The sequence below is a fragment of the Cryobacterium sinapicolor genome (genome assembly GCF_004403465.1).
GTDB classification, from domain to species: Bacteria; Actinomycetota; Actinomycetes; order Actinomycetales; family Microbacteriaceae; genus Cryobacterium; species Cryobacterium sinapicolor.
In genome coordinates this window covers 13,864-39,511 of the sequence record NZ_SOGQ01000080.1, presented here as the reverse complement: position 1 = coordinate 39,511, position 25,648 = coordinate 13,864, and the positions used below count along the sequence as shown (strand labels likewise).

The window sequence follows — 25,648 nt, the reverse complement described above, 5'->3', positions numbered from 1 at the left end:
GGCCCGGGCCGCCCGCGGCTGCCGGCGTGGCCGCCGCCCTCGCCGGCCTCGGCACCGCCGAGTTGGCGGCCGCCGTGCTCGCCCCGGCCGGCAGCCCGATCCTCGCCGTCGGCGCCCTGGTCATCGACCTTGCCCCGGCGTGGCTGAAGGAACTCGTCATCACCCTGTTCGGCACGGCCGACAAGGTCGTGCTGGTGATCTGCGTCGCGCTCGGCGCGGTGGTGGTCGCCGCCGCCGCCGGGGTGCTGGAGTACCGTCGGCCGCCGATCGGCCGGGTCCTTGTGGCCGTGGCGGGCGCATTGGCCGTCTTCGCGGTGCTGTCCCGCGAGAACACCGCCACGTTCGACGCCACACCCGCGGTGCTGGCGATGGTCGTCTCGGCCGTGCTGCTCACCGTCCTGATCACCCAGCTGCGCCGCACGCCCGTGGGCGCGGCGGCATCCGCTCCGGACCGTCGCCGGTTCCTGGCCTGGGCCGGCGCCGGCGCAGCCCTCGGCGTGCTCGCCGCGGCCGGCGGGCAGCTGATCTCGGCCGGCGTCCGGGCGACGGATGCCGCGCGCGCCCGCTTCACGCTGCCGGCCGCGGCCGTTCCCGGTGCCCCGATCCCGGCCGGAGCCGAGTTGGACATCCCCGGCCTGGCCCCGCTGATCACCCCGAACACCGAGTTCTACCGCATCGACACGGCCCTGCAGGTGCCCCGGATCGACCCGGCAACCTGGACGCTGAAGATCACCGGCATGGTCGAGGAGGAGGTCGAGATCGGTTTCGCCGAGCTCCTCGCCCTGCCCCTCGAGGAGAGCACGACCACCCTCACCTGCGTCTCCAACGCGGTCGGCGGCGACCTGATCGGCAACGCGACCTGGCTGGGCTACCCGATCCGCCTGCTGCTGGCGCAGGCCCGGCCACTCTCCGGGGCCGACATGGTGCTCTCCCGCAGCGAGGACGGCTGGACCGCCAGCACCCCGCTCGAGGTGCTCACCGACGACCGCAACGCGATCCTCGCGGTGGGGATGAATGGGGAGCCGCTCCCCCTCGAGCACGGCTACCCGGTGCGCATGGTCGTGCCCGGGCTCTACGGCTACGTCTCGGCCACGAAGTGGGTGGTCGAGCTGAACGTCACCCGCTTCGACCAGGCGGCCGCCTACTGGACGACGCGCGGCTGGACCGCCCAGGGGCCGGTCAAGCTCTCTGCCCGCATCGACGTGCCGCGCCGGAACGCCGACGTCGCGGCCGGACCGGTGACCGTGGCGGGCGTGGCCTGGTCGCAGCACGTGGGCATCCGTTCCGTGCAGGTGCAGGTCGACGACGGCGCCTGGAACGACGCCACCCTGGCCGACGCCATTTCGGCCGACACCTGGCGGCAGTGGAGTTGGGTCTGGCCGGCGGCCCCGGCCGGGCGGCACACCCTGCGGGTGCGGGCGACGGATGCCGCGGGTCTGGTGCAGACCTCCGTGCGCCGGGACGTGATCCCCGACGGGGCAACCGGCCTGCACGACATCCCGGTCACGGTCGCCTGAACCGTCGGTCGCCACCCCGCGACAGCTGACCGGCGCGGGCGTATCCTCAACAGCGAAAACCACGCAGTGTGCCGGCGCATCGCCGCGCCCAGCTTGACGTGCCCCCGTTGGAGAGGACCGGAATCATGCGCACCCAGACGAAACTGAACGTCGCCGACCTGCGACACTTCGAGAAGCTGCTGCGCCACCAGCGCCACGATCTCGACATCGCGCTCGGCCGAATCGGCACGACCCTCGACGATGTGATCGAGGCCCGCAACTCCGGCACGGCCGACGACGAGCACGATCCGGAAGGCCCCACACTGACCATGGAGTGGTCGCGCATCTCGGGCGTGCACAGCGACCTGGAGGCGACGTCCACGACCATCGACCAGGCCCTGGCGCGCATCGCGAACGGCAGCTACGGGCTGTGCACCCGCCGCGGCGAACCGATCGGGCGGGAACGACTCGAAGCCCGTCCGGCCGCCGCCCTGTGCATCGACTGCGCACGCGAACTGGAAGCGCAGCGCCGGGCCTGACCGGACCTAGACCTCGTCGGCGACCGCCGCCGCGAACTGGGCGTTGTACAGGGCGTGGTACGCGCCATCCGCTGCCAGCAGTTCCTCATGCGTGCCCAGCTCGACGATCCGGCCGGCCTCCATCACCAGGATCAGGTCGGCGTCCCGGATCGTGGAGAGCCGGTGCGCGATCACGAAACTGGTGCGGTCGGCGCGGAGGGCGCTCATCGCCTTCTGCACGAGCACCTCGGTGCGCGTGTCGACGGAGCTGGTCGCCTCGTCGAGGATCAGCACGCTGGGCTTGGCGAGGAACGCGCGGGCGATCGTGAGCAGCTGCTTCTCGCCGGCGCTGACGTTGCCGCCCTCGTCGTCGAGCACGGTGTCGTAACCCTCGGGCAGGGTGTGCACGAACCGGTCGACGTAGGTCGCGCGCGCCGCGTCCAGGATCTCCTCCTCCGTGGCATCCGGTCGTCCGTAGGCGATGTTGTCGCGGATCGTGCCGCCGAACAGCCAGGTGTCCTGCAGCACCATGCCCATGCGCCCGCGCAGGTCGTCCCGCGTCATCCGGCTCACGTCCACGCCGTCGAGGGTGATCCGGCCGGCGTCGAGCTCGTAGAAGCGCATCATCAGGTTCACCAGGGTGGTCTTGCCGGCCCCGGTGGGGCCGACGATGGCCACGGTCTGGCCGGGCTCGGCCACCAGGCTGAGGTTCTCGATCAGCGGCGTGTCCGAGGTGTAGCGGAACGAAGCGCCCTCGAAGACCAGCCGGCCGTGGGCGGCCGTGGGGGTTTCGGCGGGCTCCGAGTCGGGGCTCTGCTCGTCGGCGTCGAGCAGGGCGAAGACCCGCTCGGCCGAGGCGACGCCGGATTGCAGCAGGTTCGCCATCGACCCGAGCTGGGCGAGCGGCTGGGTGAACTGCCGGGAGTACTGGATGAACGCCTGCACGTCGCCGAGCTGCATGGCCCCGGATGCCACCTGGAGACCGCCAACGACGGCGATCCCCACGTAGACGAGGTTGCCGATGAACGTCATCGCCGGCATGATCAGGCCGCTGACGAACTGGGCGCCGAAGCTGGCCTCGTAGAGCTCGTCGTTCTTGGCCCGGAAGCGTTGCTCGACCTCCTTCTGGCGACCGAACACCGTGACCAGGGCGTGGCCGGTGAAGGTCTCCTCGATCTGGCCGTTCAGCTCGCCGGTATGGGTCCACTGCGCGACGAACAATTTCTGTGACCGCTTGGCGATCAGCACGGTCGTCACCAAGGTCAGCGGAACGGTGACCAGGGCGATCAGGGCCAGCAGCGGGGAGAGCAGGAACATCATCACGATGACGCCCACCACGGTCAGCAGCGAGGTGACGGCCTGGCTCAGCGACTGCTGCAGGCTCTGCGAGACGTTGTCCACGTCGTTGGTGACCCGGCTGAGCAGTTCGCCGCGCTGCACCTTGTCGAAGTAGCGCAGCGGGAGGCGGTTGATCTTGGCCTCGATGTCACTGCGGAGCCGGAACACGGTGCGCTGCACGACGCCGTTGAGGAGATAGGCCTGCACGTAGGCGAACGCCGCGGACAGCACGTAGAGGGCCATCGCCCAGAGCAGCACGGTGGAGAGCATCGCGAAGTCGACGCCCTGGCCCGGCGTCAGCGTCATCCCGCTGAGCAGGTCGGCCTTCCCGGTGTCGCCGGAGGCGCGCAGCTGGTCGATCAACTGCGCCTGGCTCACCCCGGCGGGCAGGTCCTGGGAGATGAGGCCGGAGAAGATGAGGTTCGTGCCCTCGCCGAGCAGGCGCGGGCCGAGCACGGAGAAGGTGACGCTTGCGACGGCGAGCACCAGGACCAGTCCGAGCCACAGCCGCTCGGGACGCAGCCTACCGAGCAGCCGTTGGGCCGACGGTCCGAAGTTCATGGCCTTCTCGGCCGGGGCGCTCATGCCGCCGAACGGGCCGTGCCCGGGGCCGGGGCCGCGCGCGGGAGGACGGTCCGAGCCTGAGCTCGTGGTGGCGTGGCTCATGCCGCTTCCTCCGCCGCGAGCTGGGATGACACGATTTCCTGGTAGGTCTCGTTGGACTCGAGCAGTTCGTCGTGGGTGCCGCGGCCGACGATGCGCCCCCCTTCGACCACCAGGATCTGGTCGGCGCCGACGATGGTCGAGACCCGCTGGGCGACGATCACCATGGTGGCGCCGCCCGTGCCGAGGGCCAGGGCCTGGCGCAGCCGGGCATCCGTCGCCAGGTCGAGCGAGGAGAACGAGTCGTCGAAGATGTAGAGCTCGGGCCGTTTGACCAGGGCCCGGGCGATGGCCAGGCGCTGCCGCTGCCCGCCGGACACGTTCGTGCCGCCCTGCGCGATCGGCGCATCGAGGCCGTCCGGCATCTCCGCCACGAAGTCGCGGGCCTGCGCTATGGTGAGGGCCTCCCAGAGCTCCGCCTCCGTGGCGTCCGGCTTGCCGTAGAGCAGATTGCTGCGCACGGTGCCGGAGAACAGGTACGGCTTCTGCGGCACCAGCCCGATGTTGCCCCAGAGCAGGTCCGGGTGCAGCTCGCGCACGTCGACCCCGTCGACCCGCACACTGCCGCTGGTGGCGTCGAAGAGCCGCGGCAGCAGGTTGACCAGGGTGGTCTTTCCCGCGCCGGTGCTGCCGATGATCGCCGTCGTCTGGCCCTGGTGCACGGTGAAGCTCACATCGGAGAGCACGGGCTGCTCGGCGCCGGGGTACGCGAAGCCCACACCCACGAGCTCCAGTTCGCCGCGGCCGACGGTGTCGACGACGGGGTGCCGCGGCGGGCGCACGCTGGACTCGGTGTCGAGCACCTCGCCGATCCGGTCGGCCGACACGGTGGCCCGCGGGATCATCACGGCCATGAAGGTGGCCATCATCACGGCCATCAGGATCTGCATCAGGTAGCTGAGGAAGGCGACCAGGGTGCCGACCTGCATGGACCCGTCCTCGATCCGGAACGCCCCGAACCAGATCACGGCCACACTGGACACGTTCAGCACGAGCATGACGACCGGGAACATCAGTGCCATCAGGCGGCCGGCCCGCAGTGCGGTGTCGGTGACATCCGTGTTCGCCGTGCCGAACCGCACGGTCTCAACGTCTTCGCGCACGAACGCGCGGATGACTCGGATGCCCGTGAGCTGCTCCCGGAGCACCCGGTTGACGGTGTCGATGCGGGTCTGCATCAGCCGGAACAGGGGCACCATCCGTACGATGATCAGCCCGACACCGATCAGCAGCACGGGCACGCTCACGGCGATCAGCCAGGACAGCTGCACGTCCTGCCGGATGGCCATGATCACTCCGCCGACGGAGAGGATCGGCGCGGTGACCATCATGGTTGCGGTCATCAGCACGAGCATCTGCACCTGCTGCACGTCGTTGGTCGACCGGGTGATCAGCGACGGGGCACCGAACCGGGTGACCTCCTGCTCGGAGAACTCGCCGACCCGGGTGAAGACGGCGCCGCGCAGGTCCCGCCCGAGCGCCATGGCGGCCTTCGCGCCGAAGTAGACGGCGACGATCGCGCACACGATCTGGAACAGCGTGATCAGCAGCATCAGGCCGCCGATGCGCAGGATGTACTCGGTGTCGCCCGTGGCGACGCCCTCGTCGATGATGTCGGCGTTGAGGGTGGGCAGATAGAGCGAGGCGATCGACTGCGCCAGCTGGAACACGACGACGGCCGTCAGCAGCCGCCGGTACGGCCGCAGGTACTTCACAAGCAGTTTCCAGAGCACCGGGTCTCCTAGCGGGTGGCGTTGGACGGCGCCGTGGAGCCGAGGATGCCGTAGAGGATGAGGGCGGTCAGCTCGTCGTCGTCGAAGCCGGGGCCGGCCGTGATGTGGGGCACGGATGCCGCGAGTGCGATCATCCGGATGACCTGCGCCGCCCGCTCCGGGGCGACGGTGAGGCGCAAGAGGTCAGGCGCGAGAACGTCGGCGAGCAGCACGGTGAACGCGTGCGCGATGTCGTGGGTGTGAGGTCTGCCCATCGAGCCCACCGCCGTCATCAGCGCGAAGACCTGCGCGAAGCGGCGGCGCAGCAGGGTGACCACGGCGCGCACCCGCTCCTCGAGCGGGAGCTCACGATCGAGCGCGGCGAGTTCGAGACGGAACGGCTCGGGGTCGAGCTGACGGTCCATGGCCGCCCTGAGCAGGTCGTCCTTGCTGTCGAAGGCCCGGAAGATCGTGCCCTCGGCGATGCCGGCGCACTGGGCGATCTGCCGGGTGGTGACGGTCTGGCCGTGCTCGATCAGCAGGGGGGTGACCGCGTCGAGGATCATCGCCTGCCGGTCCTCGATGGACAGGGATCTCGCGCGGGCAGGTTTGGCGGACATCCTTCGACTTTATATGAGTGAGCGCTCACTCACAAGGTGGATGCGAGGTCGGATTCGAGGTCAGGTTCGGGACGACGGCTCAGGCGAAGAGCTCCGAGATCCAGGCCACGTCCTCGGGCGTCGGCCGCCACGCGCCGCCCTCGGTGGCGTTCTGCAGGATCTGTTCCGGGCGGGTGGCCCCGGCTATGACGCTGGTGAGTCCCGGCTGGGCCAGCAGCCAGGCGAAGGTCGCGGCGAGCATGGTCACGCCACGCTCGTCGCAGAACTCCTCGTACTTCTCGACGACGTCCCACGGTGCGTTCTCGACCAGGTGCGGCCGGACCATCATGATCCGGCTGTCCGCGGGGCCGCCCGCACGGGAGAACTTGCCCGTGAATAGCCCGTTGTAGAGGGGGAAGAAGGGCAGGAAGCCGAGGCCGTAGGCATTGACGGCGGGCAGCACCTCGTCTTCAACGTCGCGCACGAGCAGGCTGTATTCGTTCTGGGCCGAGACGAACCGCGGATGCCCGTTCAGCCGGGCGGTGAACTCCGCCTCCGCGATCTGCCAGCCGGCCAGGTTCGAGTGGCCGATGTAGCGCACCTTGCCCTCGCGGATGAGGTCGTCGAGGGTCTGCAGGGTCTCCTCGATCGGGGTGTGAGGGTCAGGCTCGTGCAGCTGGTAGAGGTCGATCCAGTCGGTTTGCAGACGACGGAGGGACGCCTCGACGGCGAGACGGATGTAGCGGCGCGAGCCGCGCGCCCCCCAATCGGGTCCGTTGCGGCCGTTCATGTCCATGCCGAACTTCGAGGCGAGCACGATCCGGTCGCGCCTGCCCCGCAGCGCGTGGCCCATCAGCGTTTCGCTGAGCCCGCGCTCCGCGCCGTAGATGTCGGCCGTGTCGAACAGGGTGATCCCGGCGTCGACGGCCGCGTTGACGACGGCGGTGGTTCCGGCCTGAGTCTGGGTCGCCGTTCCGGCGCGGCCGAAGTTGTTGCAGCCCAGGCCGATCGTGGAAACCATGAGCCCCGACTCGCCCAGTGTGCGGTATTCCATCTGCTCCATTCCTCCACATTAGGCGCGCCGGCCTGTGCTAAACAGGACTCAACTACAAAGGGGTACCAGTGAGTCGTTCCACGCTCGGAGTCATGTCACGTTCGGGTAAGCCGAATGAACGTCGTTTGCCCATTCATCCGTCACATTTCGAACGGATCGATCCGGATCTCCGGGGGCGCATGTTCCTCGAACTCGGCTACGGCGAGCAGTTCGGCGTGTCGGACGAGCAGTTGGCTCCGCTCGTGGGTGGACTGCGCTCGCGCGCGGACCTCATCACGGAGTGCGACGTCATCCTGCTCGCCAAGCCTCTGCTGGAGGATGTCGCGGCCCTCCGCGACGGGCAGGTGCTCTGGGGGTGGCCGCACTGCGTGCAGGACGCGCAGCTTACCCAGCTGGCCATCGACAAGCGGCTGACCCTGATCGCGTTCGAGGCGATGAACCACTGGACCAATGGCGGCGAATTCCACCTGCACGTGTTGCACAAGAACAACGAGCTCGCGGGGTACTGCTCCGTGCTGCACGCCGTGTCGCTGATCGGCTCGACGGGCGACTACGGGCGCAGGCTCCGGGCCGCGGTGATCGGCTTCGGGGCCACCGCCCGGGGTGCCGTGACGGCGCTCAACGCCCTCGGCGTCTACGACGTCACTGTGCTGACCAATCGGGACGTGACCGCGGTCAGCTCCCCGATCCACTCCGCCCAGATCGTGCGACTCGGCCACGGTGACGGCCCGAACGAGAATTACGCCCTGCCGGAAAACGAGCGGGTGCCGCTGCCCGAGTTCCTCGCCGGCCACGACATCGTCGTGAATTGCGTGCTGCAGGACCCCAATGCCCCGCTCACGTTCCTGACCGAAGACGATCTCGCAATGGTCGCCCCGGGGTCGCTGATCATCGACGTGTCCTGCGACACCGGCATGGGGTTCAGCTGGGCGAGGTCCACGACGTTCGACCAGCCGACCTTCCTGGTCGGCACCAACGTCACGTACTACGCGGTCGACCACAGCCCGTCGTATCTCTGGAACTCCGCCACCTGGGAGGTCAGCGAGGCGCTGCTACCGTACCTGCACGATGTGCTCGCGGGCGAGGCCGCCTGGACCGCCAACGAGACCTTGCGCCGCGCGATCGAGATTCGCGATGGCATCATCCAGAATCCCAACATCCTGGCGTTCCAGCACCGCGCCGCGGAGTACCCTCACCCCCGGCTCCCCTGAGACCGGTCGGCTCCTCCCCAGCCCGGCCGGGAGCCGCTCCCCCCGCCAGGTCCGAAACCCGCCAGGTGCGCGGGGTGCCTCCGACTACAGTCGAGGCATGACGACCATCGGAACCTTCCTGATCCGGCTGCCCAGCCCCATCGGGCGGCTGGAACTCACCAGTGACGCCGAGCGCATCCTCTCGCTCTCCATCGAACACGACGGTCACCTGCCCCTCGAAGACACCCCGGAGTCCCCGTCGCCCCTGCTCGAACGGGCCGCGACGCAGCTGGCGGAGTACTTCGCGGGCACCCGCACGGTGTTCGACCTGCCCGTGACGCCGAGCGGAGGCAGTGCGTTCCAGCGGGGCGTCTGGCAGCGACTGTCCGAACTCGGCTTCGGCGAGGTGACCTCGTACGGCGAACTGGGGCGCTCGCTGGGCAGGCCGGGGTCCGGCCGGGCCGTGGGCGGCGCCGTGGGGGCGAACCCCGTGCCGATCCTGATCGGCTGCCACCGGGTGCTGGCGGCCGACCGCCGCATCACCGGCTACAGCGGCGGCAGCGGTGTGCCCACCAAGGTCTGGCTGCTCGACCACGAGGGGATCGAGCACCGTTCATGAGCGCAGAGACGATCGGCGCGGTGACGACCGCGGCCACGACATCCGTGTCACTGACGCTCGGCGACGACGGACTCGCCCGCTGCGGTTGGGTCGGCGACGACCCCGAATACCGGCGCTACCACGACGAGGAGTGGGGGCGGCCGCTCCGGGACGAGCGGCTCCTGTTCGAGAAGCTGTGCCTCGAGGGGTTCCAGGCCGGCCTGTCCTGGATCACCATCCTGCGGCGCCGGCCGGCCTTCCGGGCCGCGTTCCACGACTTCGACGTCGACCGCGTGGCCGTGATGGACGAGACGGAGGTCGACCGGCTGCTCACCGATGCGAGCATCATCCGGCACCGCGGCAAGATCCAGGCCACCATCCGGAACGCCCAGGTCACCCGCGATCTCGGCAAGAGCCTGACCGGCCTGATCTGGGGCTTCGCGCCCGAACCCCGCGTGGTCCGCCTGCGGGACCTCGCGGAGGTCCCGGCGATCACACCGGAGTCGACGGCCCTGAGTCGGGAGCTCCGCAGCCGTGGCTACACGTTCGTCGGTCCCACCACGATGTACGCCCTGATGCAGTCGGCCGGGCTGGTCGACGACCACCTGAGCGGATGCCACCGGGCGACCCACGGCTGACCACCGCCGCTCGGTCGGCCGCGCGCGGCCCGACCGTCGCCCCCTCCCTCCCCCTAGCGGAGGGCGGGCAGCAGGCCGAGAGCCTGAACAGCCTCCCGCTCCTCGATCAGCTCGGCGACGGATGCGTCGATCCTCGCCCGGGAGAACGCGTTGATCGCCAGGTCCGGAACGATCTGCCAGCGGCCGTCGACCGCGCGCACCGGGAAGGAGCATACGAGCCCCTCCGGCACGCCGTAGGAGCCGTCGGAACTGACTCCGGCCGAGGTCCACCGCTCGCCGGTCCCGTTGACCCAGTCGTAGATGTGGTCGATGGCCGCCGACGCCGCCGACGCCGCCGACGAGGCCCCGCGGGCCTGGATGATCTCGTAACCCCGGTTCGCCACCCGGGGGATGAACTCCTCGGCGAGCCAGTCCTGCCCCACCAGCTCGGAGACCGGTCGCCCGCCCGCTGTCGCGTGGAAAGCATCCGGGTACTGGCTCGCGGAGTGGTTGCCCCAGATGGTGAGTCCGTCCAGCGCGGCGACGTGGACGTCCAGCTTGCTGGCGAGCTGGGCGATGCCGCGGTTGTGGTCCAGGCGCGTCATCGCGGTGAACCGGTCGGCCGGAATGTCGGGCGCGAAGGCACTGGCGACCAGGGTGTTGGTGTTGACGGGGTTGCCCACGACCAGGACGCGAACGTCGGCCGCCGCGCCCGCGTTGAGGGCGGTTCCCGCCGGGCCGAAAATGCGCCCATTGCTTTCGAGAAGCGCGACGCGCTCCATGCCGACGGCGCGGGGCCGGGACCCGACCAGAAGGGCGATGTTGACGCCGTCGAAGGCGCGCACGGGGTCTTCGGTGACCGTTACCGACCAGAGCAGGGGGAACGCGCAATCTTGGAGTTCGAGGACCGTGCCCTCCGCTGCCGCGCGCCCCGCTGGGATCTCCAGCAGAGTCAGATTGATGGGTGTGGAGGGGCCGAGGAGGTCTCCCGATGCGATCCGAAAGAGCAGCGAGTAGCCGATCTGTCCGCCGGCGCCGGTGACGGTGACATTCATAGGTGTGGACACGAATGCCAGCCTAGGGCCGGAACGGTCCGGCGTCAGCCTTGGGTTGCCTCGACCTGGATGGACACGACCAGATCCACTTCTCCGTCCGCGCCCGGGCGCAGCTCGAACCCGGCTCCCGGCGCCCAATCGAGCAGCTCCCCGGCGGTGCCGAAGGACTGACCGTGACGAATCAGCGCCCGCGTGAAGTTGCCCTTGGCCTTCTTGTTGAAGTGGTTCAGGGTTCGGGTTCTGCCGTCCGCCGTCTCCGTGACCACGCGCAGGTACAGCGAGTCGGGCCGCACCGGCGCGGCGCCGAGCGCCACGTACCCGTTCGAGCGGAGGTCCAGCAGAAGCCCGTCGGAGCCTGCCAGGACGCCGCGCACGGCGTCCGCCCAGTGCTTCTTTAGCGGATGCTCCGGCAGCCGGGAGTCGCAGGACAGCCGGTAGGCCGGGAGGAGATCGAGAGCGCCGACCGGCCCGAACAGGGCCGAGTGCACCAGCACGTTCCGGCCGGCCCAGTCACGCTCGCGTGCAGAGAGGCTCGCCGCGTCGAGCGCGTCGTAAACCACTCCGGTGTACCGGTCGATGGCGGGCATGGTGGCGGAGGAGGCCAGCAGGCGATTACGCTCCACCTCGCCGGACTGCGTGCGGCCGAGTTTGAGAGCGGACATCATCGCATCCGGGTGCTTCGCAAGGGACTGCAGCGCACGCACAAGTACCCGCCGCTTGGATGCAAGCGACGGGTACGTGAGGTTCTTCAGGTCAAGCGGTAATTCGATGCCGCCGAGACGTTTCGTCTCGGACGGCGGCAAAAGGATCAGCACTCTGGCTAGACGAGTTCTGCCTTGCGTGCGACGATCGTGACCACGTTGTTGGCGACCGACAGGAAGCCGTCCGCCGCCTCGGCGACGATCTTCTCGCCACCGCTCAGGGTCACGCGCACCTCACCGCTGGCCAGGATGGCCAGCATGGGCTCATGCCCGGGGAGGATTCCGATCTGGCCTTCGACGGTGCGAGCGACAACCATGCTCGCCTCGCCGGACCACACTTCATGGTCCGCCGCGACGACGCTGACCTTGAGCGGAGCACCGGCCATGACTAGTCGTTCTCCTTCTGGATTTTCGCCCACTTCTCTTCGACGTCGGCGATGCCGCCGACGTTGAAGAAGGCCTGCTCGGCCACGTGGTCGAAGTCACCGTTGGCGATGGCCGTGAAGGACTCGATGGTGTCCTTGAGCGGAACCGTCGAACCCTCGACACCCGTGAACTTCTTGGCCATGTAGGTGTTCTGCGACAGGAACTGCTGGATGCGGCGTGCGCGGGAGACGGTGACCTTGTCTTCCTCGGAGAGCTCGTCGACACCGAGGATCGCGATGATCTCCTGGAGTTCCTTGTTCTTCTGCAGGATCGCCTTGACGCGCACGGCCGTGTTGTAGTGATCGGCACCCAGATAGCGGGGGTCGAGGATGCGGCTGGTCGAGGTGAGCGGGTCGACGGCCGGGTAGAGGCCCTTCGACGCGATTTCACGCGACAGTTCGGTGGTCGCGTCGAGGTGGGCGAAGGTGGTCGCCGGGGCCGGGTCGGTGTAGTCGTCAGCAGGCACGTAGATGGCCTGGAGCGACGTGATCGAGTGGCCACGGGTCGACGTGATGCGCTCCTGGAGGATGCCCATCTCGTCCGCCAGGGTCGGCTGGTAGCCGACGGCGCTCGGCATGCGGCCCAACAGGGTCGACACCTCGGAGCCGGCCTGCGTGAAGCGGAAGATGTTGTCGATGAAGAGCAACACGTCCTGCTTGGCGACGTCGCGGAAGTACTCGGCCATCGTGAGGGCGGAGAGGGCGACGCGGAGACGCGTTCCCGGCGGCTCGTCCATCTGGCCGAACACGAGGGCGGTCTTGTCGAAGACACCGGCCTCTTCCATCTCGTGGATGAGGTCGTTGCCCTCACGGGTGCGCTCACCGACACCGGCGAACACGGACACTCCACCGTGATCCTGCGCGACGCGCTGGATCATTTCCTGGATCAGAACGGTCTTGCCGACTCCGGCCCCACCGAATAGGCCGATCTTCCCACCCAGAACGTACGGGGTGAGCAGGTCGATGACCTTGATGCCGGTTTCGAAGAGCTGGGTCTTGGACTCCAGCTGGTCGAAGGGCGGCGGCTTGCGGTGGATGGGCCAACGCTCGGTGATCTCGATCGTCTCGCCGGGCTCCGCATTGAGCACCTCGCCAATGGCGTTGAACACGCGCCCCTTGGTGACGTCTCCGACGGGGACCGTGATGGGCGAGCCGGTGTCCCGGACTTCCTGGCCACGGACCAGACCATCGGTCGGGTTCAGCGCGATGGCCCGGATGAGGTCGTCGCCCAGGTGCTGGGCGACCTCGAGCGTGATCACGGTCGACACATCACCGATGACGATGGTGGTCTTCAGTGCGTTGTACATGCCCGGAATCGAGTCGTGCGGGAACTCGATGTCGACGACCGGGCCCGTGACGCGGGCGATTCGGCCCACGGCGACGGTCTCGACCGGTGCATGGACTGGCGCGGTTGCGGTGTCAGTCATAGCTCTCTCTTCTCTTAGTGCTTGGCGGATGAGAGCGCGTCGGCTCCACCCACGATCTCGGAAATCTGCGACGTGATCTCGGTCTGCCGGGCGTTGTTGGACAGCCGGGTGTAGTCCTTGATCAACTTGTCCGCGTTGTCGGAGGCCGATGACATGGCCTTCTGACGCGCGGCGTGCTCGGCTGCGGCGGACTGCAGCATGGAATTGAAGATGCGGCTCTCGATGTAGACGGGGAGCAGCGAGTCCAGCACCGTTTCAACATCCGGTTCGAACTCGTACAGCGGCAGGACCTGGCTCTCACCGGGCTCTTCGACGCCTTCGACGACCTCGAGCGGAAGCAGGCGGACAACCTGCGGAAGCTGCGTGACCATGCTGACGAACCGGTTGTAGACGACGTGGATCTCGTCGACGCCGCCGTCGTCGGCTTCGCGGAGGAAGGCCTCGAGCAGTGCGTCGCTGATCTCGCGGGCAGTCTCATACTGCGGCTGATCGGTGGAACCGGTCCAGGTCTGCTCGGACACGCGGCGGCGGAAACTGAAGTACGCGGCGGCTTTACGCCCCACCAGGAAGTAGACGATGTCCTTGCCCTGGCTGCGCAGCAACTCGCTGAGCGACTCGGCCTCACGCAGGACCTGCGAGCTGAACGCGCCGGCCAGTCCACGGTCGGAAGCGAAGATGACGACCGCGGCGCGCTCGATCTTCTCCGGCTCGGTCGTGAGCACGTGGGCCACGTTCGAGTAGGTAGCGACCGCGGACACTGCCTGCGTGATGGCACGGGCGAACGGGGTTGACGCGGCGACGCGGGCCTTGGCCTTTTGAATGCGCGAGGCAGAGATCAACTCCATGGCCCGAGTGATCTTCTTAGTCGTCTGGGCAGACTTGATCTTCTGCCGGTAGACCCGAAGTTGCGCTCCCATGTGTCTCCTGTGCTTCCTTGTCAGTGCTGAATTGGTGCGGGTGATCGAGTGATTCCGGCCGCGTCCCCGACTCGGGCGAGTCGGGGACGCGGCCGCGCCACTTAGCGGCGGTGCTTGACGATCTTCTCCTGGTTGACCTCGTCGGCGGCGATCGCCTCGAAGACTTCCTTGCCCACCGAGGCGAGCGGCTTGCCCTCACCCGTCTGGAACCCCTGCTTGAACTTGTCGACCTCGATCTCGAGCGTCGCGATGGTCGCGTCGTCGAGAACATTGGTGTCGCGCAGCGTCGTGAGAACGCTCGTGGTGCGGCCGAGGTGGTCGAGCAATCCGCGCTCGAAGCGCAGGACGTCGGCCACGGGCACCTCATCGAACTTGCCGTTCGTGCCGGCCCAGATCGAAACGACCTGGTCTTCGACCGGGTACGGCGAGTACTGCGGCTGCTTGAGCAGTTCGGTCAGGCGGGCGCCACGGCCGAGCTGGCGACGGCTCGTCGCGTCGAGGTCGGAGGCGAACATCGCGAAGGCCTCGAGGGACCGGTACTGGGCCAGTTCGAGCTTCAGGGTTCCGGAAACCTTCTTGATCGATTTGACCTGGGCGTCACCGCCGACTCGGGAGACCGAGATTCCCACGTCGACCGCGGGACGCTGGTTGGCGTTGAAGAGGTCGGACTGCAGGAAGATCTGGCCGTCGGTGATCGAGATCACGTTGGTCGGAATGTACGCGGAGACGTCGTTCGCCTTGGTCTCGATGATCGGCAGGCCGGTCATCGATCCGGAGCCGAGGGCGTCGGACAGCTTGGCACAACGCTCGAGCAGACGGGAGTGCAGGTAGAACACGTCACCGGGGTACGCTTCGCGTCCCGGCGGACGGCGCAGCAGGAGGGACACGGCGCGATATGCCTCGGCCTGCTTGGACAGGTCGTCGAAGATGACGAGAACGTGCTTGCCGGCGTACATCCAGTGCTGGCCGATGGCCGAACCGGTGTACGGCGCGAGGTACTTGAACCCGGCCGGGTCGGAGGCCGGGGACGCGACGATGGTCGTGTACTCCATGACTCCGGCATCCTCGAGCGCGCCCTTGACGGCGGCGATCGTGGAGCCCTTCTGGCCGATGGCGACGTAGATGCAGCGAACCTGCTTGTTGACGTCTCCCGAAGCCCAGTTGGCCTTCTGATTGATGATCGTGTCGATCGCGATCGCGGTCTTGCCGGTCTGGCGGTCACCGATGATCAACTGACGCTGACCACGGCCGATCGGAATCATGGCGTCGATGGCCTTGATTCCGGTTTGCATGGGCTCGTGGACCGACTTGCGGTCCATCACGCCGGGAGCCTGAAGCTCCAGTGCGCGGCGGCCTTCGCTCTTGATCTCACCGAGACCGTCGATGGGCGCGCCCAGCGGGTCGACGACACGGCCGAGGTAGCCGTCTCCGACGGGTACGGAGAGTACCTCACCGGTGCGGTGCACCTCCATGCCCTCGACGATTCCGGCGAACTCGCCGAGGACGACGACGCCGATCTCGTCTTCGTCCAGGTTCTGGGCGAGTCCGAGGGTGCCGTCAGCGAACTTGATGAGCTCGTTGGCCATCACGCTGGGAAGGCCCTCGACGTGCGCGATGCCGTCGCCGGCCGTGGTGACGTAGCCAACCTCGGTCGTCGCGGTCTTGTTCGGCTCGTAGGACTTCACGAAGTCCTGGAGAGCGTCGCGGATCTCATCGGGGCTGATCGTTAGTTCTGCCATCATCTTCCCTTTTCTGTACTGGGTGTACAGGTTCTGTCGTGCACGAGACGCTGCCGTCCCGAGGTGTGTGGTACTGACTGAAGCGGTCAGCCAGCGAGCTGGAGTCTCAGATCTTTAAGGCGGGTGGCAATGCTGCCATCGATGACGACGTCACCGATTTGAACGTGGACGCCCCCGACGAGAGCGGGGTCGACAACCTGGTTGATCGTGAGCTGACGCGCGTAGCGCACCGACAGGCTGGCGCGCAGGCGCTCAACCTGTTCCGGAGCAAGAGCGGCCGCCGACGTGATCGTTGCGATTGACGTGCCCGACTGGTCGGCGACGGTGGATGCCGCGTAGCGCAGCAATTCACCGATGCGGCGACCGCGAGGCTGCTGCACGAGGTGCCGGACGATTGCCAAGGTCTGGTCGCTGACCTTGCCGGCCAGCAACGAGTCGACGAGGCCGACTTTGGCGCTCGCCTTGCCCAGTTTGCTGGCCAGGGCCAGCTCGAGCTCGGAATTGGACGATACGGCTGTGCCGAAGGCGAACAACTCGCTTTCGACCTGACCGGCGGCCGGAGCCGAAGCCGCAATGGACCGCAGACCCAGGTCTTCGATCCCGGCGAGCAGGTCGTCGTGGCTGGACCAGCGCGTCGCGGAGACCTTCTGGATCAGCTCGAGCGCGGCCGGGGTCAGCCCCGACGCGAAGACCGCACGAACCAGTGCGGCCTTCGCAGCATCATCCGCTGCCGGGTCGGCGAGAGCCGACAGCAGCTGAGACGACTCACCGATGACCCGGCCGGCGTTCAACAGGCTTTCACCCGTCGCCAGATCGGCCGTGCTTGCGTTGGCAGCCAGTGCCGCCCGCGACGTGGCCAGAGCTTCTCTGGTGGCGCTTCCCATTACTTAGCTGCTTTCTCCGAGGCCTCAAGATCAGCCAGGAAACGGTCGACAATGGCACTGGACTTCGCGTCGTCGGTCAGGCTTTCGCCGATCACGCCGGATGCGAGGTCGATGGCCAGGGTTCCCACTTCGGAGCGGAGCGAGACGACTGCCGCCTGGCGCTCTGCTTCAATCTGGGCCTTGGCGTTCGAGGTGACGCGAGCGGCCTCGGCCAGAGCCTGATCCTTGTGCTCGGCGATGATCTTGTGTCCGTCGGCGCGAGCCTGCTCACGGATCTGGCCGGCTTCGGCACGAGCGTCGGCGAGCTGGGCCGTGTACTGCTCGAGAGCAGCTTCGGCCTTGCGCTGAGCGTCGTCGGCCTTGGCGATGTTGCCTTCGATGGCCTCGGCGCGGTCGTCGAGCAGCTTCTGCATTTTCGGCAGCACGTACTTCCAGAAGAAGAACAGAATGACGACGAAAATGACCAAGGACCAGACAATGTCATAGACCGCGGGGAGGAGCGGGTTCGCCGACTCCCCCTCTGCAGCAGCTGCAATCACTGCGTTAAACATTGTGCCTCCTGACTAGAGAGAAAAGAGGACTAAACGAAGATGAAGTAGGTGGCGATGCCGATGAAGGCAAGCGCCTCCGTGAAGGCGATACCGATGTACATCAGCACCTGCAGCTGGCCGGCCAGTTCAGGCTGACGTGCGACACCCTCGATGGTCTTGCCGACGACGATACCCACGCCGATGGCCGGGCCGATTGCGGCGAGGCCGTAACCGACAGTCGCGATGTTGCCGTTGATTTCCGCGAGAACGGTTGTTGCGTCCAACATGTTTCCTTCCGTAGTGACAAATTCAGCGAGTGCTGGATTTGTTGTTTAGTGTTCCTCAGCCAGCGCGAGCTGGATGTAGACAGCGGTGAGCAGAGCGAAAATATAGGCCTGCAGCAGGGCGATCAGGACTTCGAACAGCGTGAAAGCGAAGCCGAAGACCAGGGTGCCCACACCGAACAGCTTGAATCCGCCGTCTGCCGTGAAGAAGAAGAATTGCGTGGCGCTGAAGAACAGCACCAGGAGCAGGTGGCCGACGATCATGTTCATCAGCAACCGGAGCGTCAACGTGATCGGCCGAATAACGAACGTCGAAATGAATTCGATCGGCGTCACGATGATGTAAAGGAACGGCGGGACCCCGGGAGGGAACAGCGCGTTGCGGAAGAAGTTGCCCGGGCTCTTCTTGACGCCGGCGTAGATGAATGCGCCGTAGGCCACGAGAGCCAGAACCAGCGGAACCCCGATCACGGAGGTGCCGGCGATGTTCAGGAAGGGGATCGGACCGGTGATGTTCAGGAACAGCACCATGAAGAAGATGGTCGTGATCAACGGCAGGAAGCGCTTGCCGTCTTTCTTGCCGAGGATGTCTTCGGCGATGTTGACCCGGGCGAAGTCCAGGCCCATCTCGACGATGCTCTGCATTCGGGTCGGGATGACCTTCATGCGGCGGGTGCCCAGCCAGAAGACCAGCAGCAGCACGGCCACGGCCAGGAATCGGACGAGCATGATCCGGTTGATTTCGAATGGTGTCCCGGCGAAGAAAATCGCCTCCGGGAAGAATTCGCCAATCGTCGGACCGTTGAAGCCACCCTCATCGGTGGCAAACGGAATCATCAGGTTTACGGCGGTTTCTAGCAGCGCTTTCTCCTGTTTCGGGGCGGGAAGCTCTGCTCTCGCGATGACGAATGATGGGCCGGGCAGCTGTGCGACATGGCACAGAAAGACCGGGGCGAACCGTGGCTAACCATAGCAAAGATTGGACTCGGCACCGAATCGAGGCGCGGCGTCATCCCTGGTCGGATGGAGCGGGGAGCGTGATGTCGCTGACGTAGGGCATTCTGCTTTTCATCAGCACGAAAACGTCGACCAGGAGTGAGCCCACGACCCCGGCGATGATGCTGAGGAACAGCACCACCGGCTGGATCCACGGCTGGTCTTTGAGCAGGACCATCAGCAGCAGGAAGACCACGAATTTGACCAACCAGCCGCCCATGACGATGCCGAAGAAGGCGCCGATGGCCGCCGCGGTGCCGGCGAAGCGGTTCGCGAGCAGAATGCTGCCCGCGGTGATGCCCATGAAGACCACGGCCATCAGTGTGCCGATCAGGGCGCTCACAACGCCCGAACTTCCGGCGACGAAGCCACCGATGACGGCGCCTAGGAGGGCGATCCCGCCGGCGAGGAACGATCCGTAGACGAGGATGCGGCGCAGGACCGGGACCGATGTGGGCTGAGATGAACGGGGTGGTGCGCTGGTCATACCTTCTCCTCCGCCGTCGCCGACGCCTCATCGAGGCGGTCGAGCCGGGCGATTTCTTCTCGGTGTTCGTTCGTTCGGGCGAGCTGGCTGGCTGACTCGACGGCCTTGCGCCGACTCAACGGCGCCAGAGTCACGAGGGTGCAGACCAACAGCGCGACGAACAGGAAGATTGTGGCATACCACGCGGGCAGCCCGAAATGCACGGGAAGCAGGAAGTAGAGCAGGCATCCGATGGATGCCGCCGCGGTCCAGCCGTAGAAGATCAGCACCGCGTGCAGGTGCGAATGTCCCATGTCAAGGAGCCGGTGGTGCAGGTGCTTGCGGTCGGCACTGAAGGGGGATTTGCCGGCCCGGACGCGCCGGAACACCGCCAGACCGAAGTCCAGGAGCGGAATGATCAGGATCGCGACGGGCAGGATGATCGGGATGAACGCCGGGAAGAGCTGCGACCGGTTGACGGAGGTGGGGTCGACCTGGCCCGTGATCGCGATGGCGGACGTGGCCATCAGCAGACCGACCAGGAGCGCGCCGGCATCCCCCATGAACAGTTTCGCCGGCCGCCAGTTGAGCGGCAGGAAGCCGACGCAGGCACCCACCAGGATGGCCGCGATCAGCGAGGCGAGGTTGAAGTAGTTGCTCGGCGAGGTGTCCCGGGCCAGCAGGTAGCTGTAGAGGAAGAACACGCCGTTCGCGATCAGCGCCACGCCGGCGACGAGCCCGTCGAGCCCGTCGATGAAGTTGATCATATTCATCACGATCACGATCACGACCACGGTGATCATGATCGACATCCAGGAGGACCCGACGGTCAGCCCGCCGATCGGCAGCGACAACACCTGCACGCCCTGCCAGGCGATGAGGCCGGCCGCGATGAACTGCCCGGCCAGTTTGGTCATCCAGTCGAGGTCCCAGAGGTCGTCGGCCACCCCCAGCAGCACGATCAGCAGGGCTGCGCCCAGGATGGCGAGGATCTGCTGGGGATCGCTGAAGATGAGTCGCAGTGGCGCGAAGCGGGCCGCGACCAGGTAGGCCACTCCGAAGGCGGCGACGATGCCGACGAAGATCGCGATCCCGCCGAGGCGGGGAGTCGGAAGCGTATGCACGTCGCGTTCGCGGATCTTCGGGTAGAGCCGGTAGCGGTGGCTGATCTTGAGGACGAGCACGGAGAACCCAAAGGTAACCAGGGCAGAGACCAGGCTGAGCAGGATGAAGACGGTCATGGCTACCCTACGTCCGCCGCGGGATCGTCCGGTCCGGAGGTCGCCTCGACGGCAGGCCCGGCGGATGTCTCGGCGGCGGTCTTGGACACAGGCAGGCGGAACCCGATCGGCGCGAGAGCCTCGCCGATGACGGCCCCGATGGCCTCGCGTGAAATCACGCCGTTCCGTACGATGACGACCTTGCCGCCGTTGAACTCGAAGCCGGTCGCATCCACGATGGTCGACGAGGTGTCCCCCGGCCGGTCGCCGATGGGTTCGTAGCCGAGTCCGGCCGTCCCACCGTCGAGGTAGACAGCCACGCTGCCGCCGAGCATCTCCTCGGCGCCTTCCGCGTCGATGGCGGAGGGTCGACCACTCGTATTGGCGGATGACACGGCCAGGGGCCCCGTCTCGGAAAGGAGGTCGAGGGCAACCGGGTTGGCGGGCATCCGCAGGGCCACCGTGCCTCGGGTCTCGCCCAGGTCCCAGGCCAGTGACGGCTGGGCGTTCAGCACGACCGTGAGGCCGCCGGGCCAGAACGCGGCAACGAGCTCGCGCACCGGTTGCGGGATGTTCTGGGCCAGGGCGTCGAGGGTGGGGATACCGGGAATCAGCACGGGTGGCGGCGAGGAGCGGTCGCGGCCCTTGGCGTCGAGGAGGCGCTGCACGGCGTCCGGGTCGAAGGCGTCCGCGGCGATGCCGTAGACCGTGTCGGTGGGGATGACAACGAGCGCGCCGCGGCCGATGGCCGAGCGCGCGAGCCTCATGCCGGCCGCGTATTCCGTGTCAACCGAGCAGTCATAGATGCGAGTCATTGTGCCTGATTCTAATGCAGCCACCCTGAGGGAGCCGTCCTCACCGATCGGAGGGCCCGGGGGCGACGGCCGTGGTGGCGCGGTCGCGGGTGGTGTAGTCGCGGTGGGTGGCCGGGGCGCGCCAGCCGTCCGCGGTCAGGAGAGCCCTGATCTCGGCGCCTTGGAGTTCACCGTGCTCGATCACGATCTGGCCGCCGGGACGCAGGAGACGCAGGGCCGTGCGGGAGACGTGCCGCACCACGTCCAGCCCGTCGGGGCCTCCGAACAGGGCACGGGCCGGATCGAAGAGGCGAACCTCAGGGTCGCGCGGGATCGCATCCGCCGGGATGTAGGGCGGGTTGGAGATCACCACGGCCACGGTGCCGTCGAGTTCGCTCAACGCGTCGGTGAGGTCGTCGAACACCAGGGTGGCATTGTCCGCGGCAACATGCTCGAAGTTGCGGGAGGTCCAGGGGAACGCCTCGGGCGAATTCTCGACCGCCCAAATACGCGCGTTCGGCACCTCGACCGCCAGGGCGAGGGCGATGGCGCCGCTTCCGGTGCCGAGGTCCACGCCGATCGGCTCCGCGTCGGGAAGTGCACGGAGCGCGTCGATGGCGAACTGCGCCACCTGCTCCGTCTCGGGGCGGGGAACGAACACACCCGGTCCGACGAAGAGTTCGAGACCGCGGAATGGTGCCCGCCCGGTGATGTGCTGCAACGGCTCGCGCAGGAAGCGGCGACGAACGAGTTCGAGGGCGACCGCGGCATCCGTGGCGTCGAGGGCGGTGCGCAGGATGGCGGCGGCCTGCACCTGGCCGCGGCTCTGCCCCAGAACATGGCCGATCAGGAGGTCGGCGTCGACGTCGGGGTCGCCGATTCCGGCCCGGGAAAGGATGTCGATGGCCCGGGCGCGCAATTCGGCAATGTCGGCAGGAATGGGGCCGATGGGAATGGAATCGCTGCCGGGTGGAGTTGTCACGTATTGAAATGTAACGCACGCGCACGCCCGATGCCGGAGCCGTAGGCTGGGCGAGGTTCGTGACCCCGATCGAAAGGCGACCACCGATGCCCGCTCAGATTTACTCCGACATCACCGCTGCCGTCGGCAGGACACCCCTGGTCAGACTCAATCGGCTCACGGCAGGCCTCGACGCAACCGTGCTGGTCAAGCTGGAGTTCTACAACCCCTCGGGCAGTGTCAAGGACCGGATCGGGATCGCGATCGTCGATGCGGCCGAGGCCTCCGGCGAGCTGGCCCCGGGCGGGACCATCGTCGAGGCAACCAGCGGCAACACCGGGATCGCCCTCGCGATGGTGGGAGCCGCCCGCGGGTACACCGTCATCCTGGCGATGCCGGAGACCATGAGCCGCGAACGCCGCCAGCTGCTGCGTGCCTACGGGGCACAGATCGTGCTGACGCCGGGCTCCGAGGGCATGCGCGGCGCGGTCACCAAGGCCGAGGAGATCGCTTCCGCCACCCCCGGGGCGGTCCTGGCCCGTCAATTCGACAACCCGGCCAACCCGGCCATCCACTACGCGACCACGGGCGTCGAGATCTGGGACGACACCGCGGGCGCCGTCGACATCCTCGTCGCCGGGATCGGCACCGGAGGCACCATCACGGGCACCGGTCAGCTGCTCAAGGAGCGCAAGCCCTCCGTGCGCGTCATCGGCGTCGAGCCGATCGACTCCCCCATCCTCACCGGCGGCAAGCCCGGGCCGCACAAGATCCAGGGCATCGGCGCCAACTTCATCCCGACCGTTCTCGACACGCACGTCTACGACGAGGTCGCCGACGTCACGCTCGCCGATTCCGTGTCCACGGCGCGCCTGCTGGCCACCGATGAGGGCATCCTCTCCGGCATTTCCGGCGGATCCGCCGTCTGGGCCGCCATCGAACAGGCCAAGCGCCCCGAGAACGCCGGCAAGACCATCGTTGCGATCATGCCGAGCTTCGGCGAACGCTACCTCTCCACCGTGCTCTACGAGGACCTGCTGGACTAGGCGGGAACCGGGCAGTCGGGAAAGCGAATGGGAGTCTTCTCCAGCATCCGTGAGGACCTGGCGATGGCGCGTGCCCACGACCCGGCCGCCCGCAGCAACATCGAGGTGTTCCTGGCCTACAGCGGTTTGCACGCCGTGTGGTCGTACCGGGTCGCGCACCGCCTGTGGGTGGCCGGATTGCGGCTGCCGGCCCGGCTCCTGTCGCAGTTCACCCGGTTCCTGACCGGGATCGAGATCCACCCCGGCGCCCGGATCGGCCGCAGGCTGTTCATCGACCACGGCATGGGCGTCGTGATCGGGGAGACCTCGGACATCGGCGACGATGTGATGCTCTACCACGGGGTCACCCTCGGCGGTAAGACCCGGCACGGGGTGACCCGTGGTGAGAAGCGGCATCCCACCCTGCACGACGGCGTGACGATCGGCGCCGGCGCCAAGGTGCTCGGGCCCATCGTCATCGGAGCCTGGAGCACCATCGGCGCCAACGCCGTGGTGACCCGGGATGCCCCACCCAAGTCGCTGCTGCTGGGCATCCCGGCCACCGTGCAGCCGGCCAAGCCCGACACCATCGAATCCGCCCGCGGGCTGCTGCCCGGCGACTACTGAGGAATGGAACCCCATGACCACCCACACCGCACCCCGCACCCTCCCCGTTCTCGACCTGTCGCGGCTCGACGGGAGCGACGCTGAGGCGGAGGCCTTCCGTTCCGATCTGCGGGAGGCCACCCACTCCTTCGGGTTCTTCTACCTGACCGGCCACGGTGTGCCCGCGGAACTGGTCGACCGGGTGATGCGCACTGCCCGGGACTTCTTCGCCCTTCCGGAAGCCGACAAGATGGCGATCGAGAATCTGAAGAGCCCGCACTTCCGCGGCTACACCCGGGTGGGCGGCGAGCTCACCCGGGGCCAGGTCGATTGGCGCGAGCAGATCGACATCGGACCGGACCGCCCGGCACTGCCGCGGCCCACGCGGGCCGACTATCTGCGCCTCGAGGGACCGAACCAGTGGCCCTCCACCCTCCCCGCTCTCGAAGAGGTGATGACGCTCTGGCGCGCCGAGCTCAACGCCATCGCCCTACGCCTGATGCAGGCTTGGGCCCTGTCGCTCGGCGCCGATGAGCACGTGTTCGATGCGGCCTTCGCCGAGAAGCCGTTCACCCTGATCAAAATCGTTCGCTACCCCGGCAAGTCCGATCCCACGCCTCGGCAGGGCGTCGGCGCGCACAAGGACTCCGGGGTGCTGACCCTTCTGTTCGTGGAACCCGGCAAGGGCGGGCTGCAGGTGGAGAAGGATGGCGACTGGATCGACGCTCCCCCGCTCGACGGCGCCTTCGTGGTCAATATCGGCGAGCTGCTCGAGGTGGCCACGAACGGCTACCTCAAGGCCACCGTGCACCGGGTGATCTCCCCTCTGATCGGCGACGACCGGGTCTCGATCCCGTTCTTCTTCGGACCCGCGCTCGACGCGACCATCCCGCTGCTCACCCTGCCGCATTCCCTCGACTCGCCCGGCATCACGGCCGACCCGGAGAACCCGATCTTCGCCAGCTACGGGGAGAATGCTCTGAAGAGCCGCCTGCGGGCGCACCCGGACGTGGCGGCCATCCACTACTCCGACCTGGCCTGACTGACTCCGACCTGGCCTGACTCCGACCCGGACTGACTTCGGCCACCGCGCCGACGACGACGGATGCTGCGAGCCCGCGGCCGCTACGGCTGCAGGCGCTCCAGCATCCAACCGCCGCTCTCCTGCGCCGTGAAGCGCAGGCGGTCGTGCAGCCGGGACGTGCGGCCCTGCCAGAACTCGATCGCGTGGGGAACGACCCGGAACCCACCCCAGTCGGCGGGCCGCGGGATCTCGGTATCGTCGGGGTAGCGGCGCTCGATCTCCCGTACCTGCTCCTCGAGCCGTTCACGGCTCACGATCGGCTCGGACTGCTCGCTGGCAAGGGCGGCGATGCGGGCGGGCCGCGGACGACGCGCGAAATAGGCGTCGCTGGCGGCGGCATCCGTGGCGTGGGCAGTGCCGTAGACGATCACCTGGCGCTGCATCGGGTACCAGGGGAACAGCAGTGTCACCCCGGGATTGGCTCGGAGCGCCCGTCCCTTGCGCGAGTCATAGTTGGTGACGAACTCGAACCCGCTGCCGTCGAGCCCCTTGAGCAGCACCGTGCGGCTGCTCGGCCGCCCGTCGGGGTCGATGGTGCCGACGACCATGGCGTTGGGTTCGTAGAGCCCGGCCCGCTCGGCAGCCCCCAGCCAGGCCGCGAACTCGAGCATCGGATCGACGTTGACCTGCGCCTCGGTCAGGCTCACTGCGCCGTAGTCGGTGTGACTCGTCAGAGATTCCATCAGCATCCTCGCCTCGTCGTCGTTACCCGGCGGAGAACGCGAAAAGCCCAGCCGCCGCTCTCTCCA

27 protein-coding genes are annotated in these 25,648 nt (G+C 67.5%); 8 read left to right on the top strand and 19 right to left on the bottom strand.

What is annotated here, in order from left to right; genetic code table 11:
* Window positions 1-1,517: molybdopterin-dependent oxidoreductase (locus E3T28_RS14475; RefSeq protein ID WP_338145406.1), on the top strand; the 1,517-nt coding region annotated here is incomplete at its 5' end.
* 125 nt (window positions 1,518-1,642) lie between these two features.
* Entirely contained in the window at window positions 1,643-2,035 is a 393-nt protein-coding gene (locus E3T28_RS14470) for a TraR/DksA family transcriptional regulator (RefSeq protein ID WP_134432595.1), read from the top strand.
* A gap of 6 nt (window positions 2,036-2,041) precedes the next feature.
* Here the strand turns inward: E3T28_RS14470 and E3T28_RS14465 are convergent, their stop codons facing one another.
* From E3T28_RS14465 to E3T28_RS14450, 4 genes are all read right to left on the bottom strand, one after another.
* The gene (locus tag E3T28_RS14465) at window positions 2,042-4,018 is read right to left on the bottom strand and encodes an ABC transporter ATP-binding protein (protein ID WP_134432593.1); all 1,977 of its coding nucleotides are present in this window, start codon (window positions 4,016-4,018) and stop codon (window positions 2,042-2,044) included.
* Window positions 4,015-5,748 carry an ABC transporter ATP-binding protein gene (locus E3T28_RS14460; RefSeq protein ID WP_134432591.1) on the bottom strand — a complete coding sequence of 578 codons (1,734 nt, stop codon included), beginning with the start codon at window positions 5,746-5,748 and terminating at the stop codon, window positions 4,015-4,017. The genes E3T28_RS14465 and E3T28_RS14460 overlap by 4 nt, the downstream gene beginning before the upstream one ends.
* An 8-nt stretch (window positions 5,749-5,756) precedes the next feature.
* Window positions 5,757-6,347 carry a TetR/AcrR family transcriptional regulator gene (locus E3T28_RS14455; RefSeq protein ID WP_134432589.1) on the bottom strand — a complete coding sequence of 197 codons (591 nt, stop codon included), beginning with the start codon at window positions 6,345-6,347 and terminating at the stop codon, window positions 5,757-5,759.
* Window positions 6,348-6,426: 79 nt separating this feature from the next.
* The gene (locus E3T28_RS14450) at window positions 6,427-7,389 is read right to left on the bottom strand and encodes an aldo/keto reductase (RefSeq protein ID WP_134432587.1); all 963 of its coding nucleotides are present in this window, start codon (window positions 7,387-7,389) and stop codon (window positions 6,427-6,429) included.
* 83 nt (window positions 7,390-7,472) lie between these two features.
* Between E3T28_RS14450 and E3T28_RS14445 the strand changes: the two genes are divergently transcribed.
* From E3T28_RS14445 to E3T28_RS14435, 3 genes are all read left to right on the top strand, one after another.
* The gene (locus E3T28_RS14445; RefSeq protein WP_166787049.1) at window positions 7,473-8,591 is read left to right on the top strand and encodes a N(5)-(carboxyethyl)ornithine synthase; all 1,119 of its coding nucleotides are present in this window, start codon (window positions 7,473-7,475) and stop codon (window positions 8,589-8,591) included.
* A 97-nt stretch (window positions 8,592-8,688) separates the two neighbouring features.
* Window positions 8,689-9,189 (top strand): methylated-DNA--[protein]-cysteine S-methyltransferase, encoded by a 501-nt coding sequence (locus E3T28_RS14440; protein ID WP_134432583.1) that lies wholly within the window; start codon window positions 8,689-8,691, stop codon window positions 9,187-9,189.
* Complete coding sequence (locus tag E3T28_RS14435; protein ID WP_134432581.1) at window positions 9,186-9,806, top strand: DNA-3-methyladenine glycosylase I; 621 nt, start codon at window positions 9,186-9,188, stop codon at window positions 9,804-9,806. Before E3T28_RS14440 ends, E3T28_RS14435 begins: the two co-directional genes overlap by 4 nt.
* 53 nt (window positions 9,807-9,859) lie before the next feature.
* On the opposite strand, the gene E3T28_RS14430 is transcribed toward E3T28_RS14435, so the two are convergent.
* From E3T28_RS14430 to prmC, 14 genes are all read right to left on the bottom strand, one after another.
* Complete coding sequence (locus tag E3T28_RS14430; RefSeq protein ID WP_134432601.1) at window positions 9,860-10,840, bottom strand: malate dehydrogenase; 981 nt, start codon at window positions 10,838-10,840, stop codon at window positions 9,860-9,862.
* 44 nt (window positions 10,841-10,884) lie between these two features.
* Window positions 10,885-11,655, bottom strand: a complete 771-nt coding sequence (locus E3T28_RS14425; RefSeq protein ID WP_134432579.1) for a YaaA family protein — start codon at window positions 11,653-11,655, stop codon at window positions 10,885-10,887.
* 5 nt (window positions 11,656-11,660) lie between these two features.
* Window positions 11,661-11,927, bottom strand: a complete 267-nt coding sequence (locus E3T28_RS14420; protein WP_134432577.1) for a F0F1 ATP synthase subunit epsilon — start codon at window positions 11,925-11,927, stop codon at window positions 11,661-11,663.
* 2 nt (window positions 11,928-11,929) lie between these two features.
* Window positions 11,930-13,393, bottom strand: coding sequence for a F0F1 ATP synthase subunit beta (gene atpD, locus E3T28_RS14415; RefSeq protein ID WP_134432575.1), 1,464 nt, complete (start codon window positions 13,391-13,393; stop codon window positions 11,930-11,932).
* Window positions 13,394-13,407: 14 nt separating this feature from the next.
* A complete protein-coding gene (locus E3T28_RS14410) occupies window positions 13,408-14,310 on the bottom strand; it encodes a F0F1 ATP synthase subunit gamma (protein WP_134432573.1) in 903 nt (300 codons plus the stop codon).
* A 101-nt stretch (window positions 14,311-14,411) separates the two neighbouring features.
* Window positions 14,412-16,049, bottom strand: a complete 1,638-nt coding sequence (gene atpA / locus E3T28_RS14405) for a F0F1 ATP synthase subunit alpha (protein ID WP_134432571.1) — start codon at window positions 16,047-16,049, stop codon at window positions 14,412-14,414.
* A gap of 86 nt (window positions 16,050-16,135) precedes the next feature.
* Window positions 16,136-16,933: a F0F1 ATP synthase subunit delta gene (locus E3T28_RS14400; RefSeq protein WP_134432569.1), complete on the bottom strand. Its 798-nt coding sequence runs from the start codon at window positions 16,931-16,933 to the stop codon at window positions 16,136-16,138.
* Window positions 16,933-17,484: a F0F1 ATP synthase subunit B gene (locus tag E3T28_RS14395; RefSeq protein WP_134432567.1), complete on the bottom strand. Its 552-nt coding sequence runs from the start codon at window positions 17,482-17,484 to the stop codon at window positions 16,933-16,935. Before E3T28_RS14395 ends, E3T28_RS14400 begins: the two co-directional genes overlap by 1 nt.
* Window positions 17,485-17,513: 29 nt before the next feature.
* Window positions 17,514-17,750: an ATP synthase F0 subunit C gene (gene atpE, locus E3T28_RS14390; protein WP_174722269.1), complete on the bottom strand. Its 237-nt coding sequence runs from the start codon at window positions 17,748-17,750 to the stop codon at window positions 17,514-17,516.
* Window positions 17,751-17,795: 45 nt separating this feature from the next.
* Window positions 17,796-18,584 carry a F0F1 ATP synthase subunit A gene (atpB, locus tag E3T28_RS14385; protein WP_134369997.1) on the bottom strand — a complete coding sequence of 263 codons (789 nt, stop codon included), beginning with the start codon at window positions 18,582-18,584 and terminating at the stop codon, window positions 17,796-17,798.
* A 172-nt stretch (window positions 18,585-18,756) separates the two neighbouring features.
* A complete protein-coding gene (locus E3T28_RS14380) occupies window positions 18,757-19,230 on the bottom strand; it encodes a Cg1360 family ATP-synthase-associated protein (RefSeq protein ID WP_134432565.1) in 474 nt (157 codons plus the stop codon).
* Entirely contained in the window at window positions 19,227-20,450 is a 1,224-nt protein-coding gene (locus tag E3T28_RS14375) for an MraY family glycosyltransferase (protein WP_134432563.1), read from the bottom strand. Before E3T28_RS14375 ends, E3T28_RS14380 begins: the two co-directional genes overlap by 4 nt.
* Window positions 20,451-20,452: 2 nt before the next feature.
* Window positions 20,453-21,244 (bottom strand): L-threonylcarbamoyladenylate synthase, encoded by a 792-nt coding sequence (locus E3T28_RS14370; RefSeq protein ID WP_134432561.1) that lies wholly within the window; start codon window positions 21,242-21,244, stop codon window positions 20,453-20,455.
* Between the two features lie 40 nt (window positions 21,245-21,284).
* Entirely contained in the window at window positions 21,285-22,205 is a 921-nt protein-coding gene (gene prmC, locus E3T28_RS14365; protein WP_134432559.1) for a peptide chain release factor N(5)-glutamine methyltransferase, read from the bottom strand.
* A gap of 86 nt (window positions 22,206-22,291) precedes the next feature.
* Between prmC and cysK the strand changes: the two genes are divergently transcribed.
* Genes cysK through E3T28_RS14350 form a run of 3 tightly spaced genes read left to right on the top strand, consistent with a single transcriptional unit; the run spans window position 22,292 to window position 24,857 of the window.
* Entirely contained in the window at window positions 22,292-23,230 is a 939-nt protein-coding gene (cysK, locus tag E3T28_RS14360; protein ID WP_134432557.1) for a cysteine synthase A, read from the top strand.
* 27 nt (window positions 23,231-23,257) lie between these two features.
* Window positions 23,258-23,836, top strand: a complete 579-nt coding sequence (gene epsC / locus E3T28_RS14355) for a serine O-acetyltransferase EpsC (RefSeq protein WP_134432555.1) — start codon at window positions 23,258-23,260, stop codon at window positions 23,834-23,836.
* Between the two features lie 13 nt (window positions 23,837-23,849).
* Window positions 23,850-24,857 (top strand): isopenicillin N synthase family dioxygenase, encoded by a 1,008-nt coding sequence (locus E3T28_RS14350; protein ID WP_134432553.1) that lies wholly within the window; start codon window positions 23,850-23,852, stop codon window positions 24,855-24,857.
* An 83-nt stretch (window positions 24,858-24,940) separates the two neighbouring features.
* Here the strand turns inward: E3T28_RS14350 and pdxH are convergent, their stop codons facing one another.
* Window positions 24,941-25,582, bottom strand: a complete 642-nt coding sequence (pdxH, locus tag E3T28_RS14345) for a pyridoxamine 5'-phosphate oxidase (protein ID WP_174776854.1) — start codon at window positions 25,580-25,582, stop codon at window positions 24,941-24,943.
* Between the last annotated feature and the right edge of the window lie 66 nt (window positions 25,583-25,648).

What these genes read in the sequence shown, in the direction of transcription:
- E3T28_RS14470 (WP_134432595.1), top strand. Translation starts at nt 1,643, where the DNA reads ATGCGCACCCAGACGAAACTGAACGTCGCCGACCTGCGACACTTCGAG.
- E3T28_RS14465 (WP_134432593.1), bottom strand. Translation starts at nt 4,018, where the DNA reads ATGAGCCACGCCACCACGAGCTCAGGCTCGGACCGTCCTCCCGCGCGC.
- E3T28_RS14455 (WP_134432589.1), bottom strand. Translation starts at nt 6,347, where the DNA reads ATGTCCGCCAAACCTGCCCGCGCGAGATCCCTGTCCATCGAGGACCGG.
- E3T28_RS14450 (WP_134432587.1), bottom strand. Translation starts at nt 7,389, where the DNA reads ATGGAGCAGATGGAATACCGCACACTGGGCGAGTCGGGGCTCATGGTT.
- E3T28_RS14445 (WP_166787049.1), top strand. Translation starts at nt 7,473, where the DNA reads ATGTCACGTTCGGGTAAGCCGAATGAACGTCGTTTGCCCATTCATCCG.
- E3T28_RS14440 (WP_134432583.1), top strand. Translation starts at nt 8,689, where the DNA reads ATGACGACCATCGGAACCTTCCTGATCCGGCTGCCCAGCCCCATCGGG.
- E3T28_RS14435 (WP_134432581.1), top strand. Translation starts at nt 9,186, where the DNA reads ATGAGCGCAGAGACGATCGGCGCGGTGACGACCGCGGCCACGACATCC.
- E3T28_RS14430 (WP_134432601.1), bottom strand. Translation starts at nt 10,840, where the DNA reads ATGAATGTCACCGTCACCGGCGCCGGCGGACAGATCGGCTACTCGCTG.
- E3T28_RS14420 (WP_134432577.1), bottom strand. Translation starts at nt 11,927, where the DNA reads ATGGCCGGTGCTCCGCTCAAGGTCAGCGTCGTCGCGGCGGACCATGAA.
- atpD (WP_134432575.1), bottom strand. Translation starts at nt 13,393, where the DNA reads ATGACTGACACCGCAACCGCGCCAGTCCATGCACCGGTCGAGACCGTC.
- E3T28_RS14410 (WP_134432573.1), bottom strand. Translation starts at nt 14,310, where the DNA reads ATGGGAGCGCAACTTCGGGTCTACCGGCAGAAGATCAAGTCTGCCCAG.
- atpA (WP_134432571.1), bottom strand. Translation starts at nt 16,049, where the DNA reads ATGGCAGAACTAACGATCAGCCCCGATGAGATCCGCGACGCTCTCCAG.
- E3T28_RS14400 (WP_134432569.1), bottom strand. Translation starts at nt 16,933, where the DNA reads ATGGGAAGCGCCACCAGAGAAGCTCTGGCCACGTCGCGGGCGGCACTG.
- E3T28_RS14395 (WP_134432567.1), bottom strand. Translation starts at nt 17,484, where the DNA reads ATGTTTAACGCAGTGATTGCAGCTGCTGCAGAGGGGGAGTCGGCGAAC.
- atpE (WP_174722269.1), bottom strand. Translation starts at nt 17,750, where the DNA reads ATGTTGGACGCAACAACCGTTCTCGCGGAAATCAACGGCAACATCGCG.
- atpB (WP_134369997.1), bottom strand. Translation starts at nt 18,584, where the DNA reads ATGATTCCGTTTGCCACCGATGAGGGTGGCTTCAACGGTCCGACGATT.
- E3T28_RS14380 (WP_134432565.1), bottom strand. Translation starts at nt 19,230, where the DNA reads ATGACCAGCGCACCACCCCGTTCATCTCAGCCCACATCGGTCCCGGTC.
- E3T28_RS14375 (WP_134432563.1), bottom strand. Translation starts at nt 20,450, where the DNA reads ATGACCGTCTTCATCCTGCTCAGCCTGGTCTCTGCCCTGGTTACCTTT.
- E3T28_RS14370 (WP_134432561.1), bottom strand. Translation starts at nt 21,244, where the DNA reads ATGACTCGCATCTATGACTGCTCGGTTGACACGGAATACGCGGCCGGC.
- cysK (WP_134432557.1), top strand. Translation starts at nt 22,292, where the DNA reads ATGCCCGCTCAGATTTACTCCGACATCACCGCTGCCGTCGGCAGGACA.
- epsC (WP_134432555.1), top strand. Translation starts at nt 23,258, where the DNA reads ATGGGAGTCTTCTCCAGCATCCGTGAGGACCTGGCGATGGCGCGTGCC.
- E3T28_RS14350 (WP_134432553.1), top strand. Translation starts at nt 23,850, where the DNA reads ATGACCACCCACACCGCACCCCGCACCCTCCCCGTTCTCGACCTGTCG.
- pdxH (WP_174776854.1), bottom strand. Translation starts at nt 25,582, where the DNA reads ATGGAATCTCTGACGAGTCACACCGACTACGGCGCAGTGAGCCTGACC.